Annotated in this window: 17 protein-coding genes and 1 tRNA gene; 7 read left to right on the plus strand and 11 right to left on the minus strand. The window is 71.4% G+C overall.

What is annotated here, in order from left to right; genetic code table 11:
* Both ACFV3I_RS09430 and ACFV3I_RS09435 read right to left on the minus strand, forming a co-directional pair.
* Positions 1–567: a hypothetical protein gene (locus ACFV3I_RS09430; protein ID WP_136034988.1), complete on the minus strand. Its 567-nt coding sequence runs from the start codon at positions 565–567 to the stop codon at positions 1–3.
* A 26-nt stretch (positions 568–593) separates the two neighbouring features.
* Positions 594–1,394, minus strand: coding sequence for an inositol monophosphatase family protein (locus ACFV3I_RS09435; protein ID WP_240744682.1), 801 nt, complete (start codon positions 1,392–1,394; stop codon positions 594–596).
* 166 nt (positions 1,395–1,560) lie between these two features.
* On the opposite strand from ACFV3I_RS09435, the gene ACFV3I_RS09440 reads away from it, so the two are divergent.
* Positions 1,561–1,636 (plus strand) — tRNA-Lys (locus ACFV3I_RS09440).
* 75 nt (positions 1,637–1,711) lie between these two features.
* On the opposite strand, the gene ACFV3I_RS09445 is transcribed toward ACFV3I_RS09440, so the two are convergent.
* The 8 genes from ACFV3I_RS09445 to ACFV3I_RS09480 form a co-directional block, all read right to left on the minus strand.
* Positions 1,712–1,987, minus strand: a complete 276-nt coding sequence (locus ACFV3I_RS09445) for a hypothetical protein (RefSeq protein ID WP_136034984.1) — start codon at positions 1,985–1,987, stop codon at positions 1,712–1,714.
* Between the two features lie 28 nt (positions 1,988–2,015).
* Entirely contained in the window at positions 2,016–2,282 is a 267-nt protein-coding gene (locus ACFV3I_RS09450) for a hypothetical protein (protein ID WP_136034982.1), read from the minus strand.
* Between the two features lie 74 nt (positions 2,283–2,356).
* Positions 2,357–2,695: an ATP-dependent DNA ligase gene (locus ACFV3I_RS09455; RefSeq protein WP_136036733.1), complete on the minus strand. Its 339-nt coding sequence runs from the start codon at positions 2,693–2,695 to the stop codon at positions 2,357–2,359.
* A gap of 128 nt (positions 2,696–2,823) precedes the next feature.
* Entirely contained in the window at positions 2,824–3,516 is a 693-nt protein-coding gene (locus ACFV3I_RS09460; RefSeq protein ID WP_136034978.1) for an SOS response-associated peptidase, read from the minus strand.
* Between the two features lie 111 nt (positions 3,517–3,627).
* Positions 3,628–4,116, minus strand: a complete 489-nt coding sequence (locus ACFV3I_RS09465) for a YbaK/EbsC family protein (protein ID WP_247638694.1) — start codon at positions 4,114–4,116, stop codon at positions 3,628–3,630.
* Between the two features lie 22 nt (positions 4,117–4,138).
* Positions 4,139–5,377 (minus strand): MFS transporter, encoded by a 1,239-nt coding sequence (locus tag ACFV3I_RS09470; protein ID WP_136036736.1) that lies wholly within the window; start codon positions 5,375–5,377, stop codon positions 4,139–4,141.
* Positions 5,374–5,811: a MarR family winged helix-turn-helix transcriptional regulator gene (locus tag ACFV3I_RS09475; RefSeq protein WP_247638695.1), complete on the minus strand. Its 438-nt coding sequence runs from the start codon at positions 5,809–5,811 to the stop codon at positions 5,374–5,376. The genes ACFV3I_RS09470 and ACFV3I_RS09475 overlap by 4 nt, the downstream gene beginning before the upstream one ends.
* A 35-nt stretch (positions 5,812–5,846) precedes the next feature.
* Positions 5,847–6,614 carry an IclR family transcriptional regulator gene (locus tag ACFV3I_RS09480; RefSeq protein ID WP_372490590.1) on the minus strand — a complete coding sequence of 256 codons (768 nt, stop codon included), beginning with the start codon at positions 6,612–6,614 and terminating at the stop codon, positions 5,847–5,849.
* Positions 6,615–6,740: 126 nt separating this feature from the next.
* On the opposite strand from ACFV3I_RS09480, the gene ACFV3I_RS09485 reads away from it, so the two are divergent.
* The 3 genes from ACFV3I_RS09485 to ACFV3I_RS09495 are packed head-to-tail and all read left to right on the plus strand — an operon-like array spanning position 6,741 to position 9,379.
* On the plus strand, positions 6,741–7,514 hold the full coding sequence (locus ACFV3I_RS09485) for a CoA transferase subunit A (RefSeq protein WP_247638696.1): 774 nt from the start codon (positions 6,741–6,743) through the stop codon (positions 7,512–7,514).
* Position 7,515: 1 nt separating this feature from the next.
* The gene (locus ACFV3I_RS09490) at positions 7,516–8,184 is read left to right on the plus strand and encodes a CoA transferase subunit B (RefSeq protein WP_247638697.1); all 669 of its coding nucleotides are present in this window, start codon (positions 7,516–7,518) and stop codon (positions 8,182–8,184) included.
* Positions 8,177–9,379, plus strand: a complete 1,203-nt coding sequence (locus ACFV3I_RS09495; protein ID WP_378822740.1) for an acetyl-CoA C-acetyltransferase — start codon at positions 8,177–8,179, stop codon at positions 9,377–9,379. The genes ACFV3I_RS09490 and ACFV3I_RS09495 overlap by 8 nt, the downstream gene beginning before the upstream one ends.
* Before the next feature lie 24 nt (positions 9,380–9,403).
* Here the strand turns inward: ACFV3I_RS09495 and ACFV3I_RS09500 are convergent, their stop codons facing one another.
* Positions 9,404–9,703: a hypothetical protein gene (locus tag ACFV3I_RS09500; protein WP_025103262.1), complete on the minus strand. Its 300-nt coding sequence runs from the start codon at positions 9,701–9,703 to the stop codon at positions 9,404–9,406.
* Between the two features lie 206 nt (positions 9,704–9,909).
* Here ACFV3I_RS09500 and ACFV3I_RS09505 point away from each other — a divergent pair, with 206 nt between their 5' ends.
* The 3 genes from ACFV3I_RS09505 to otsB all read left to right on the plus strand — a co-directional run bounded on the left by ACFV3I_RS09505 (position 9,910) and on the right by otsB (position 13,477).
* Positions 9,910–11,172, plus strand: a complete 1,263-nt coding sequence (locus ACFV3I_RS09505) for an MFS transporter (RefSeq protein WP_378822742.1) — start codon at positions 9,910–9,912, stop codon at positions 11,170–11,172.
* A gap of 62 nt (positions 11,173–11,234) precedes the next feature.
* Positions 11,235–12,641: a trehalose-6-phosphate synthase gene (locus tag ACFV3I_RS09510; protein WP_136046204.1), complete on the plus strand. Its 1,407-nt coding sequence runs from the start codon at positions 11,235–11,237 to the stop codon at positions 12,639–12,641.
* A 35-nt stretch (positions 12,642–12,676) separates the two neighbouring features.
* Complete coding sequence (gene otsB, locus ACFV3I_RS09515; protein WP_136034961.1) at positions 12,677–13,477, plus strand: trehalose-phosphatase; 801 nt, start codon at positions 12,677–12,679, stop codon at positions 13,475–13,477.
* The last annotated feature ends 70 nt before the right edge of the window (positions 13,478–13,547 follow it).

Consider the following 13,547-nt stretch of genomic DNA (forward strand, 5'->3'; position numbering starts at 1 on the left):
TCAGTCCGCCCAGTCGACGAGCAGCAGGCTCTGGCGGGTGTCGGCGAACTTCACCCAGCCGTCGCCGAAGAGGTAGGTCATGCCGTAGCCGTCCTCATCGGTTCCCATCGAGAACTCCGGGTCCTCCGTGACGTACACGCCCTCTTCCGACTCCTCGCGCTGCCACCCCTCGGCGAGCAGCCCGGCCTGCGCCTCCGCCGCGTCCGCGGCGCTGACGCGGGCCCATCCGTACAGCTGACCGTGGTCCGAGGGCACCGAGAAGTCGGCCCAGAAGCAGAGCAGTCCCTCGGTGAACTCCACGCCTCCGGCCCGGAACTCCTTGCCCTGCGCACTCCAGCCGGCCGACGTCAGCGCGGCGACCGTGCCGTCGGAGATCATCGACTCGCACGTGAGCTCCTCGCCCGTGGGTTCGGGCGCCGGAACGGGGGCGGGGGAGGACGTCTCGACCGTGGTGTCGGCCGTGGCAGGAGGAGAGCGGGTGGGCTCGGCGTGCGGAGCCCCGCTGCAGCCCGCCAGCAGCAGCACCAGCAGCGCGCCGGTGGCGGCGGGAAGGCTGCGGGCGGTCATGGGGGTCCTCGGGATCGCGGTGGCGGTCAGTCGTCGTGCAGGAGCGCGAGGAGGTCCTGGTGAAGGACTCCGTTGGTGGCGAGTGTCGAGCGGGCGGAGATCGTCTCGCTGCCTTCGAAGGACGTCATCCGGCCGCCGGCTTCGCGCACGATCGCCACGGCGGCCGCGATGTCATACTCCTTCACATCGAACTCGGCCACCATGTCGAGGCGGCCCTCGGCCAGCAGCATGTAGGCGTACACGTCGCCGTAGGCGCGGTCCCGCCAGACCCGGTCCGACAGTCGCAGGAGGGCGTCGAGGTGCCCGGCGTCCCGCCACTGAGCGATGCTCTGGAAGCTCACGCTCGCGTCATCCAGGGAGGACACGGCGGAGACCGTCAGTCGTCGTTCCTCGCCGTCCACGGCGGTCCACGCGCCGTCGCCGGCGGCCGCCCACCAGCGTCGTCCCAGCGCGGGCATGCTCACCACCCCGACCTGGGGCACCCCGTCGACCGCCAGAGCGATCATGGTGCCCCACAGCGGCACGCCGCGCAGGAAATTCGCCGTCCCGTCGATCGGGTCGATGATCCACTGTCGGTCCGTGGCCCCCTGTGCGCCGAACTCCTCGCCAAAGATGCCGTCATCGGGCCGTTCGCTCTCGAGGATGCTGCGCACCGCACGCTCGGTCGCCAGGTCGGCGTCGGTGACATGCGACCGGTCGGCCTTGGTGGAGATCTCCAGATCCGCGGCGTCGAAGCGCGGCAGAGATTGGGCGTCCGCCGCGTCGGCGAGCCGGAGGGCGAGGGCAAGGTCGGCGCGCAGGTCGGTCGCGGCAGGGGGCTGAGTCACGCTCCCAGGATAGTGGCGGTGACCGCGCCGCCCTGAGTGACCATCGGCCACCATGGCCGCGTCCCGAGGCGTACGCGTGTGCTTGGCGCGCCCGGGCGGCACACGATTTCGTCGGCGGCTGATCGGCTGGTAATGTAATTCCTCGGTCGGGGTTATCCCGGGCCATGCACCTCTAGCTCAATCGGCAGAGCAACTGACTCTTAATCAGTGGGTTCAGGGTTCAAGTCCCTGGGGGTGCACCACGCAGAAGCCCTCGATCCGTGCTCCACGGTCGAGGGCTTCTCTCGTACGGTGCTCGTCCGGTCGACGGCGTGCGGTCAGGCGCGCCGGACGGACAGCATCTGCCAGCCCTCCGGAACCTTGGCCTCGAGCGACGCCATGTCTTCCGCCTCGATTTGCTCGACGCCGTCGACCCGGCGGAACGTTCCCGTGGCCTCCATCTTCGCCTCGCCCTTCAGCATCCGCACCGGTGCGGATGCCAGGTCGAACCCAGGCTGCGCGTGGGCGGCCAGCTGTGTGCGCACATCCTCGAGGGACGTGCCGACGACGTCGGCGGTTGCGGTGCCGAGGGGGCGGATGAGGGCGATGAGCATCCTCCCAGCTTAGGAGGCGCGCGACGCGTCAGAGGTCCCAGTCGAGGGCGGATCGCAGATCGACGGGAGGAGGCGCATCCGTGGTGCTCCGCCGCAGGTAGACCGCCACGCGAGAGTGCGCCGTGATCAGCACACTCGTCAGACTGTCGCCGGTGGCGAGATCGACGAAGGTCGGCTCGGAACGTGCCGCAGCCTCGATGCGCGTCATGAGGTCAGCCACGTCGGTGCTGGACGGGAGCGCGAAGTCGTGCCCATCGATCTCGATGTGCGTCGTGGTCGTCTCGGTGTTCCCCATGCGGTCCACGGTAGGCAGGGCTCACCGAGGCGGCAAGAGGGGTTGAACCAGCCTGCGCATCGTGTTACGGGCGGTCACGCCGGGGCGAGGACCGCTTCGCGATCCGTCGGTGCCTGCTCTGCGGGCTCGGACACCAGGTACAGCCCGGTGGGGGCGTTGGCCGTGAACGCGAGTGCGTCGACCCAGGCCCGGTTGACGGCCGGCTGGCGGCTGCCGCTGTACTTGAAGACGAGCGAGCTGCCCGCGTGCACCCATACCGTGGTGCGTCCGCCGCCGATGCTGGCGTCTTCCCGCCAGGTGAAGCCGAACGGCTCCCCGCGGCGGAGCTTCGCGGTCATGACGAGCTGGACGTGTGTGAGCGCCCGATCCTCGATCTCGACCTTCACGCTGTTCTCGTACACGAAACGACCCATGACCTGCTTCCTGTTCCGCCACAGAAACCTGTGCCAAGAGGCGCAACCAAGATGATCACTGGTGTGGTGTTCCTCTACGGTCTCACACATTCGAGGAACCGGATACCCCGGCCGGCGACAGGGGCGTCTCAGGCGACGGGATCGAGGAGGGTGGGGTCGGACGGGTCGAGCGTGCGGGTGTTGCTGACCTTGCGGTCCACGATGCGTCCGCGGATCGTGGCGGCGACATCCGCCGAGCTATGGTCCAGCATCGCCAGCGCGTCGAGCTTCGCCTGCCCGGTCAGCTTGTCCGGGCTGAGCCAGGTGTCCCACGTGTCCGGCGTCAGGAAGGCCGGCATGCGGTCGTGGACCTCTCCGCTCGCGTCCCTGGCCTCCCTGGTGACCACGACGAAGCATCGCACCCGCTCTCCCTCGTGCTCCATGGACCACGTCAGTCCCGCGGCGGCGAGCAGGCCGTCGGCGTGCAGGAAGTGCGGGGTCTTCCGCCCCTTCTCGCCGGTCCACTCGAAGTAGCCGCGCATCGGGACGATGCACCGGGCCGCAGAGAACGCGGGTGCCCAGAACCCGGCCGCCAGCTTCTCCATCCTGGCGTTGATGAGCGGCGCGCGCTGGGGGCGGTTGGGCGGGCTCTGCCAGTCCCAGCGGACGAGCTCGAGGATGCGGCCCTCACCGCGGTCGCGGACGATCGGTGCATTCTCGGTGGGGGCGATCGAGTAGGCGCCGTGCCACGACTTCCACCAGTCCTCGGGACGGCCGCCCTCGGCGACGAACTCGCGGATCAGCTCGTCGGTGGTCGCATCGTTCGCGAATCGTCCGCACATGTCTCACCCTCGCAGATCCGTGTCCGCCGATGCCCCGCGCACCGGACTCGATCGTCCCATCATGCTGCACGGGGTGCGCGGGTGCACGGCCCTGGATGCACGGAGCCCGGATTAGGCTCCGGCGACGTCGATCACGGTGCCGTGCGTGAGCTGCTCCAGTTCGGCGAAGGTGAGGGGCATCACCGTGTGCGGGTGCCCTGCGGCAGCCCAGATCTCCGGGAACGCCGTGAGTGCGCGGTCGAGGTAGGTCGGCAGCGGTGCCGGGTGCCCGACCGGTGCCACGCCGCCGATCGCCTGACCTGTCGCCTCCCGCACGACGGACGCCGGCGCCATCGAGACGTCCGTCGCGCCGACACTGCGCGCCAGGACGCCGAGGTCGACCCGGTGTCCGCCGCTCGTCATCACGAGCACCGGGTCACCGTCGGCGAGGAACACCAGGCTGTTGGCGATCGCGGCGACCTCGCAGCCGATGGCGGCCGCGGCCTCCGTCGCGGTTCGAGCGGAGTCGGGGAGGACCCGGATCTCCGCATCGACACCCGACTCGACGAGGTGCTGATGCACCAGGCGGCTGCGTTCGGGAAGCGAGGGCGCGTCGGTCATGGCACCACGGTAGTGGAGGGGCTCAGGCCGCGTCGCCGACGACGATGGCCTGGGCGTCCTCCGCCGCGGGGTCAGCGGGCTCGTCGTCGATGTGCGCGAGGGCACGACGGCCGAGGAACACGGTGAGCGCGGCGAGGAGCACCGCGACCGCCGCGAACAGGTACGGAACGGTCGCGCTGAACAGGTGCCACAGGAGTGCCGCGATCGGCGGAGCCATCGCGCCACCGAGGAAGCGGACGGCCGAGTAGGCGGACGATGCGACCGAGCGGGGCAGATCGGTGGCCTCCATCACGGCCTCGGTCAGCACCGTGTTCATGATGCCGAGCAGCAGGCCGCCCACGATGATGCACGCCACGAGCGCGGCGGCGCTGTCGACGACGAGTCCGGCGACCACGAGGTCGATCGCCAGCAGGGGCAGCACGACCAGGATGATCCGGGTGCGGGGCATGCGCCGCATCAGCACGGGTGCGACCCACACGCTGGTCACCGCGAGCGCGACACCCCAGCCGAAGAAGGTGAAGCCGATGCCCATCGCGCCGAAGCCCAGGGGGAACGGCGAGAACGCCAGCAGCACGAAGAAGCCGATGTTGTAGAACAGCGCGGCGACGGCGAGGATCGCGAGCGCGGGACGACGGAGTGCTGTGAACGGCGCGGAGAACGGAACGGGCGTGCGCTTCTCGCTCGGGCCGCGCAGCAGCAGGGACACCGCGATGAACGCGATCGCCATGAGCACGACGACACCGAAGAAGGGGCCGCGCCAGCTCTGCTCGCCGAGGATGCCGCCGAGCAGCGGACCCACGGCGATGCCCAGACCCAGGGCTGCCTCGTACAGCACGATCGCCGCGCCGCTGCCGCCCGAGGCTGCCCCGACGATGGTCGCGAGAGCCGTGGAGATGAACAGCGCGTTGCCGAGGCCCCAGCCCGCCCGGAACCCGATCACCGCGTCGACGCTGCCGCTCAGGGCGCAGAGGAGAGCGAACACCACGATCAGCGCGAGACCGACGAGGAGCGTCGCTTTGGCGCCGATACGGCTGGAGACCCAGCTGGTGACGAGCATCGCGAGGCCGGTGACGAGGAGGTAGCTGGTGAACAGCAGCTCGGTCTCGACCGGTGACGCCTCGAGCGACTCGGCGATGGCGGGCAGGATGGGGTCGACCAGCCCGATGCCCATGAACGCGACGACGCAGGCGAACGCGACCGCCCACACCTGCGCGGGCTGCCTCCAGACGGACGGGGTCGATGCGGCGGTGGTCTGGGTCACTGGTGGTCTCCTGCTCTGTCGGCGGTGGTGCGCTCGGCGAGGATCCGGGCCGCGCGGGTGAGCGCGGCCCAGTCGTCGTCGTCGAGGTCTGCGAATCGCGGGGCGATGGTGGAGCGGAACTCCGCCCTCCACTCGTCCACGGCTGCCGTCCCGGCCTCCGTGATGGCGACCGTGATCGCCCGGGAGTCGTCGGGATCGGGGGAGCGGTGCACGAGCCCCTCGCGTTCGAGGGTGCCGATCAGCCGCGTCATGCCCGGCTGGGTCGTGCGCGCCGCCGCGGCCAGCTCGCCCACGCGACGGGGCCCCGTCTGGGTGAGCAGGCTGAGGACGCGCCACTGTGCCGCCGGGGCGTCGTTCCCCGCGTCCTGAGCGGCGATCCGGCCGAGCGCGTACCCGGAGAGCACGAGCGACGGGATGACATCCTCGCGATTCATACCAGCCAGTATATATCGCTTGGTATGTATACGCGTCAGCGGCGGGCGTTCGCGATCCGCGCCGAGAGCTGATGGGCGTGCGCCAGCAGGATGCGGCCCAGCTCGGCCTGGCGATCCGGTCCGAACCGGAAGGCCACACCGGTCAGGCTCAGCGCCCATTCCGGGCGCCCCGCGCGATCGAACACGGCGGCGCCCAGGCCCCAGCTGCCCTCCACGATGAGACCGGGGTTCACGGCGTACCCGCGCTCCTTGGTCTCCGCCAGTCGCGCACGCAGGGGAGCCCGCCCGTGGGCGCGACCCCAGCGGGTCTCCAGGTCGGGGTGGCGTTCGAGATAGGCATCCACATCGTGGTCCGGCAGGAAGGACAGGATCGCCAGGCCGGCGCTCGCGACACCGAGGGGGAAGCGCACCCCCTCGCTCAGGACGAAGGAGCGGATCGGGAACGAGCCCTCCTCGCGCAGCAGGCAGACGGTCTCGTCGGCACGGCGCACCGAGAAGAACGCGCTCTCCTCGGTCGTGACGGCGAGCGAGCGCACGATGTCGCGCGCGAGGCCGGTCACGTCGTAGCGCGCCGCCGCCACGGATCCCATCAGGAACAGCTCCGGCCCCGGCATCCAGCGCGCGCTGTCCGTGTCCCGGTCGACCAGGCCCTCCACGCGGAGGGCGGTGAGCAGCCGATGCGCCGTGGAGCGCGACAGCCCCGAGGCGCGAGCGAGCTCCTGCAGCGTCGCGCCCTCCGCCCCGGACGCGGTGACCAGGCGCAGGAGCCCGGCCGCCCTCGCGATCGCCTGGGCCCCGGGCACGCTTCGAGACGTCGATTCCACATTGTGGACGGTAGTCGGCCTGCGGGCCACATCACAAGACCGTGCTGGCGTGGTCGCACCCGCCGGGCGGATCCTGGAGGAGAGCACGGAACCGAAGGAGCAGACGTGATCGACAAACACTGGGAGTCCGCCGCCGCGGCCGTCGCGGACATCCCCGACGGCGCCTCTCTCGCGGTCGGCGGGTTCGGCCTCTCCGGCAATCCGATCGCCCTGATCGAGGCTCTCCTCGCCCAGGGCACGACCGACCTGAGCATCGTCAGCAACAACTGCGGCGTCGACGACTGGGGGCTCGGCATCCTCCTCGCGGCGCAGCGCATCCGGAAGATGACCTCGTCGTACGTGGGGGAGAACAGGGAGTTCGAGCGCCAGTTCCTCAGCGGCGAGCTCGAGCTCGAGCTGACGCCCCAGGGCACGCTCGCGGAGAAGCTGCGCGCCGGCGGTGCGGGTATCGCGGCGTTCTTCACACAGACGGGCGTGGGCACACAGGTCGCGGAGGGCGGCCTGCCGCGCCGCTACCACCCGGACGGCTCCATCGCGGTCGCATCGCCGGCGAAGGACGTGCGCACCTTCGACGTGGGCGGGGAGCCGAGGGAGTTCGTGCTGGAGGAGGCCATCACCACCGACTTCGCCCTCGTGCACGCCGCCCTGGGCGACCGTCACGGCAACCTCGTCTTCACCAAGGCGGCGCGCAACTTCAACCCGCTCGCGGCCATGGCCGGACGCATCTGCATCGCGCAGGTGGAGCGGCTCGTGGAGCCCGGCGACCTGGACCCCGACGCGGTGCACCTGCCCGGGGTGTTCGTGCACCGCATGGTGGAGGTCGGCACCGACATCCCCAAGCGCATCGAGCGACGCACCGTCGCGGCGGAAGGAGCCTGACATGGCGCTCACGCGAGACCAGATGGCCGCCCGCGCCGCCGCCGAGCTGCAGGACGGCTCCTACGTGAACCTGGGGATCGGGCTGCCCACGCTCGTGCCCAACCACGTGCCGCCCGGCGTGACCGTGGTACTGCAGTCCGAGAACGGGATCCTGGGTGTCGGGCCCTACCCGCGCGAGGAGGAGGTCGACCCCGACCTCATCAACGCGGGCAAGGAGACCGTGACGACGCTCCCCGGAGCGGCTTTCTTCGACTCCGCCCTCAGCTTCGGCATGATCCGTGGCGGGAAGATCGACGCCGCGATCCTCGGTGCCATGCAGGTGTCGGCCGCGGGCGACCTGGCGAACTGGATGATCCCGGGCAAGATGGTCAAGGGTCCGGGCGGCGCCATGGACCTCGTGCACGGCGCGGGCAGGGTCATCGTGCTGATGGAGCATGTGGCGAAGGACGGGTCGGCGAAGATCGTCGACGACTGCTCCCTCCCGCTCACCGGCCGCGGAGTGGTCGACCGCATCATCACCGACCTGGCCGTGATCGACGTGACGCCCGACGGCCTGGTGCTCGTCGAACTCGCCCCCGGTGTCACGATCGACGAGGTCGCCGCCGCCACGGAACCGCCCCTCAGCCTCTCCCCGGAACTGCAGAACGGAAGGACCCCCACCCATGACTGACAACCACATGGTGACGGACGACGACGTGGTCATCGTCGCCGCCGCGCGCACCCCGCAGGGCCGGCTCAAGGGTCAGCTCGCCGCGTTCACCGCGCCGCAGCTGGGCTCGTTCGCGATCCGCGGCGCTCTGGAGCAGGCACACGTCGACCCCGGCGACGTGGATGCCGTGATCGTCGGACAGGTGCTCGCCGCCGGCTCGGGACAGAACGCGGCCAGGCAGGCGGCGATCGGCGCGGGGATCGGCTGGGACGTGCCGGCGCACTCCGTGAACAAGGTGTGCCTGTCCGGGCTGACGGCCGTGATCGACGCCGCCCGCATGATCCGCACCGGCGACGCCGAGGTCGTGGCGGCTGCGGGCATGGAGTCCATGACCAGGGCCCCGCATCTGCTGATGGGGTCGCGCGACGGCTGGGCCTACGGCACCGTCGAGGTGCTCGACCACCTGGCCTACGACGGCCTGACCGACGCGTACGACCGCGAGAGCATGGGGGCGTCCACCGAGCGGCACAACGAGCGCTTCGGCCTCACGCGCGAGGCTCAGGACGCGGTCGCCGCGCTCTCGCACCAGCGGGCCGCCGCGGCGCAGGAGTCCGGCGTGCTCGACGCGGAGATCGTGCCGGTCGAGGTGCCGCAGCGACGCGGTGAGCCGCTGCGCGTCACGAGGGACGAGGGCGTGCGCCCCGACACCACCGTGGAGTCGCTGGCCGGGCTGCGCGCCGCGTTCGCGGAGGGCGGCAGCATCACCGCGGGAAACTCCTCGCAGATCTCCGACGGCGCCTCGGCCGTCGTCGTGGCGACGCGGCGCATCGCGGAGGCGAAGGGCTGGCCCGTGCTGGCGACCGTCGGCGCGAGCGGGCAGACCGCTGGGCCGGACAACTCGCTGCAGGCGCAGCCCGCACGGGCGATCGAGCGCGCGTGCGAGAAGCAGGGCATCACGCCGGCGGATCTGGACATCGTGGAGATCAACGAGGCGTTCGGTGCGGTCGTCGCCCGGTCGCAGACCGAACTGGGTCTCGACAGCGACATCGTCAACGTGCACGGGGGCGGGATCGCGATCGGCCACCCGATCGGAGCGTCAGGGAACCGCCTGGTCGTGCACGCGGCTCACGAGCTCGTGCGACGCGGGGGCGGCACGGCCGCGGTCGGGCTGTGCGGCGGCGGCGGGCAGGGCGAGGCGCTCATCCTCACCCGGTGAACGACCGCGGGCCGTGGGGGCGCGTCAGGACCGCTTGTCCTGGGCGTGCCCCTGCGCGTCGGCGAGGGCCTTCTGCGACCGGAACTGCAGCCGCTGCGCCTTCTTCGACTTCTTGACGGACTGCGGGGAGTCGGCGTCGACCGGGACGCCGTGGCGCTCGCGACGCATGTCGACCACGGCGCCCACCGCGAGTGCCATCGTGATGCCCCAGCTCACCCACGACAGGAGCGAGCGCCAGGTGATGGGTTCGTTGCGGGTGCCGCGCAGCAGCGAGATCCCTGCCGAGATCGCGGCGACGAGTCCGGTGCTGAAGAGGTAGCGCATGCCCCTACGCTACCCGCCGCCCTCCGTCCCTCGCCCTGCCTTGACAACGCGAGGGCGGTGCTGGCAGGGCGCCCATGCAGGCGGGGTCGTTATCATGGGGGAGTCGCGGGTCACCCGCGGCCGCACACACCGTGTATCTACCGGCCGCCGGCCTCTCCGGCGGACAGCGGCGGCACCCGACATCGCGTCATCGACGCGCGAGAGCCATGACACACGTCACCGTCACCCCTCCTGCCCGCGCCCACGAGCCGAGCCTCTTCCGCCTCGCCGGCCTGCCCTACTTCCTGATCGCGTTCATCGCGCGACTGCCGTTCGCCATGATGGTCGTCGGCGTGCTCACCGTGGTGGTCTCGGCCCGCGGCTCCCTCGCCCTCGGCGGACTCACCTCCGCCGCGGTCGGCCTGGGGACCGCCTGCTTCGGGCCGCTCCTGGGCGCCGCGGCCGATCGGTTCGGTCAGCGCGCTGTGCTTCTCGTGCTCGCGGTCGGCAACGCCGCCATGCTGCTGCTGTTCACCGCGGTCGTGTACGGCGAGGCCGCCGACGGGTTCGTCCTGCTCGCCGCGGTCGGCATCGGGGCGACGGCGCCCCAGGTGGCCCCGCTGTCCCGCTCGCGCCTGGTCACGCTGATCGTGGAGCGGATGCCGGAGGAGCGCCGCACCAGGACCGTGTCCGGAACGATGGCGTACGAGTCGGCGGCCGACGAGACCGTGTTCGTGTTCGGGCCGTTCCTGGTCGGCATCCTCGCGTCTGCTCTCGCGCCCTGGGCCCCGCTGGTGGGCGCGGCGGTCCTGACGCTGGTCTTCGTGGGAGCCTTCGCCCTGCACCCCAGCGGTCGCCAGGTGTCGCAGGACCGCGACGCGGACGGCCGTGCTCCCTCGGCCGTGTCCGAGCTGTTCCGCCCGCGACTGCTGATCGTGGTGCTCGGCATCCTGGGCGTCGGACTGTTCTTCGGCGCGATGCTCACCTCGCTCACGTCGTTCATGGCCGACCGCGGTGCGCCGGAGCAGGCCGGGCTGCTGTACGGCGTGATGGGCGTGGGATCGGCGGCGCTCGCCCTGGGCGTCGCGTGGCTCCCCGCCCGCTTCACGCTGCGGGCGCGGTGGCTCGTGTTCTCCGCGATCCTGCTCGCGGGCACGCTGCTCCTCTGGGTCGTCGACAGCCCCGCGGCCATGATGATCGCGCTGGCCGTGATGGGCATCGGCATCGGCCCCACCCTGGTCACGCAGTACAGCTTCGGTGCGGCACGCAGCCCACGCGGTCGGTCCGCGACGGTCATGACGATGCTCGGATCCGGTGTCGTCGTGGGTCAGTCCATCGGCGCGGCCGTGGCGGGCGAGCTCGCGGAGAGCGCGGGAACCGAGGCCGCGCTGGTGCTGCCCATGGTCGCCGCAGCCATCGCGTTCGGCGCGGGTGTCGCGAACTGGGCCCTCAGCGGCGTGACGCATCGACGCGCGCCCGTCAAGCCCTGAGCGCAGATCGGCGAGCGCCGCGGTTCCTCGATAGCCTGGATGAAACCCCCAAGGAGCTCTCCGTGACCGCTGCTGACTTCGTCGTCGTCGCCAACCGCCTACCCGTCGACCGGGTGGTGGGCCCCGACGGCGAAGAGACATGGCGCACCTCGCCGGGCGGTCTCGTGGCCGCCCTCGAGCCCATGATGCGCCGTGTGCACGGCGCCTGGGTCGGCTGGCCGGGGCAGCCCGACGTCGCGCTGGACCCGTTCGAGGCGGACGGCATCGATCTGATCCCCGTCGCTCTGAGCGCGGAGGAGGTCGCCGACTACTACGAGGGCTTCGCGAACGACACCATCTGGCCGCTCTACCACGACGTGATCGCGCCACCCCAGTACCACCGCGAGTGGTGGGAGGCGTACGTGACGGTGAACCGGCGCTTCGCCGAGGCGGCCGCGGCAGCCGTGGCGGAGGACGGCACCGTCTGGGTGCACGACTACCAGCTGCAGCTCGTACCGCAGATGGTGCGCGAGCTGCGACCCGACGTGACCATCGGCTACTTCCACCACATCCCGTTCCCCGCGCACGGCCTCTATGCGCAGCTGCCCTGGCGCGACCAGGTGCTGCGCGGCCTGCTCGGGGCGGACGTCATCGGCTTCCAGCGGGCGCAGGACGCGACCTACTTCCTCACGGCGGTGCGGCGTCGGCTGCGCTATGAGGTCAAGGGAGCCAACGTCGCCGTACCCGAGGGCGGCGAGACCAGGACCGCGCTCGCCAAGGCGTTCCCGATCTCCATCGACACGGCGCCGTACCTGGAGCTCGCCGCGCGACCGGACGTCCGAGCGAGGGCGGCCGAGATCCGCGCGAGTCTCGGCAACCCCAAACGGATCCTGCTCGGGGTCGACCGCCTCGACTACACCAAGGGCATCGGTCACCGGATCAAGGCCTACGGCGAGCTCCTCGAGGACGGGCGCCTGGCCGTCGAGGACGTCACGCTCATCCAGGTCGCCAGCCCGAGCCGCGAGCGCGTGGACGCCTACGCCCACCTGCGCGACGAGATCGAGCTCGCGGTCGCCCGCATCAACGGCGACCACGACACGGTCGGACACTCGGCCATCCGCTACCTGCACCAGGGCTATCCCCGCGAGGAGATGGTGGCGCTCTACCTCGCGGCCGACGTGATGCTCGTGACCGCGCTCCGCGACGGCATGAACCTCGTGGCCAAGGAGTACATCGCGACGCGGACCGACAACCACGGCGTGCTGGTGCTGAGCGAGTTCACGGGTGCCGCCGACGAGCTGCGCCAGGCCGTCCGGGTCAACCCGCACGACATCGCCGGGCTCAAGGACGCGATCATGGAGGCCGTCGAGATGTCGCCCGCCGAGCAGGCGCGCCGCATGAGGTCGCTGCGGCGCCGCGTGCTCGACAACGACGTGAACGCCTGGTCGACCTCCTTCCTCGACGCCCTCGCCGCGGTACGCGGTCGCTGAGCTCGCCCGATACCCGCACCTCGAACGGAGAACCCGTGACGCGCCCCTGGACCCCCGGAACCGCCGACGCCGACCTGACCGCGCTGGCCGCGACCCCCCGGCTCGTGGTGGCCCTCGACTTCGACGGCACCGCCTCGCCGCTCGTCGTCGACCCGATGGCCGCCAGGGCACATCCCGCGGTCGCCACCCAGATCGCCCGGCTCGCCGCGATGCGCGACACCGTCGTGGCCTTCGTCTCCGGCCGCAGCATGCACGACCTGCGTGAGATCACCGAGCACACGGACGACTCGGTGATCGCGCTCGCGGGGTCGCACGGCGCACAGTACTGGTTCCCCGGCGAAGGCGCGGCGGATGCGCCGGGTGCCCCCACGGCGGACGGTGCGCGCGAGGAGCTGTGGGCGGCCGCCCAGCCGATCATCGACCGCTACGAGGGGGCGGAGCTGGAGCCGAAGACGTTCGGCATGGGGGTGCACACGCGCCGCGCCGACCGCGAGACCGAGGAGCGCGTGTTCGCGGAGATCGACGCGCTGGTCGCCGAGCGGTTCCCGCACTGGCGTCGCCGGGCGGGCCATCGGGTGCTGGAGTTCTCGTCCCGGGCGGAGGGGAAGGATGCGGCGATGGCCGCGCTGCGGGAGCGCTTCGACGCGACGGGCATCCTCTTCGCGGGCGACGACGTGACCGATGAGGACGCCATGCGCGTGCTCGGGGAGGGCGACCTCGGCGTGCGCGTCGGCCCGGGGGAGAGCGCCGCGGCCCTGCGGGTGGATTCCCCGGAGCAGGTGGGCGCCCTGCTGGAGACGCTCGCCGACGAGCGGCAGGTCGCTCTCGGGGGCTGACCCTCCGGCTCCCGCTGCGCGCGTGTGGACACCCCACAACAGATCGCCGCGCTTCTGGAGCCCGCGTGCG

The sequence above is a fragment of the Microbacterium sp. NPDC059771 genome (assembly GCF_042732495.1).
Taxonomy (GTDB): domain Bacteria; phylum Actinomycetota; class Actinomycetes; order Actinomycetales; family Microbacteriaceae; genus Microbacterium; species Microbacterium sufflavum.

Bases quoted from the DNA above. Each gene is read 5' to 3' on its own strand.
- ACFV3I_RS09430 (WP_136034988.1), bottom strand. From the start codon at position 567: ATGACCGCCCGCAGCCTTCCCGCCGCCACCGGCGCGCTGCTGGTGCTG.
- ACFV3I_RS09445 (WP_136034984.1), bottom strand. From the start codon at position 1,987: ATGCTCATCGCCCTCATCCGCCCCCTCGGCACCGCAACCGCCGACGTC.
- ACFV3I_RS09505 (WP_378822742.1), top strand. From the start codon at position 9,910: ATGACACACGTCACCGTCACCCCTCCTGCCCGCGCCCACGAGCCGAGC.
- ACFV3I_RS09465 (WP_247638694.1), bottom strand. From the start codon at position 4,116: ATGACCGACGCGCCCTCGCTTCCCGAACGCAGCCGCCTGGTGCATCAG.
- ACFV3I_RS09475 (WP_247638695.1), bottom strand. From the start codon at position 5,811: ATGAATCGCGAGGATGTCATCCCGTCGCTCGTGCTCTCCGGGTACGCG.
- ACFV3I_RS09500 (WP_025103262.1), bottom strand. From the start codon at position 9,703: ATGCGCTACCTCTTCAGCACCGGACTCGTCGCCGCGATCTCGGCAGGG.
- ACFV3I_RS09455 (WP_136036733.1), bottom strand. From the start codon at position 2,695: ATGGGTCGTTTCGTGTACGAGAACAGCGTGAAGGTCGAGATCGAGGAT.
- ACFV3I_RS09450 (WP_136034982.1), bottom strand. From the start codon at position 2,282: ATGGGGAACACCGAGACGACCACGACGCACATCGAGATCGATGGGCAC.
- ACFV3I_RS09495 (WP_378822740.1), top strand. From the start codon at position 8,177: ATGACTGACAACCACATGGTGACGGACGACGACGTGGTCATCGTCGCC.
- ACFV3I_RS09490 (WP_247638697.1), top strand. From the start codon at position 7,516: ATGGCGCTCACGCGAGACCAGATGGCCGCCCGCGCCGCCGCCGAGCTG.
- ACFV3I_RS09460 (WP_136034978.1), bottom strand. From the start codon at position 3,516: ATGTGCGGACGATTCGCGAACGATGCGACCACCGACGAGCTGATCCGC.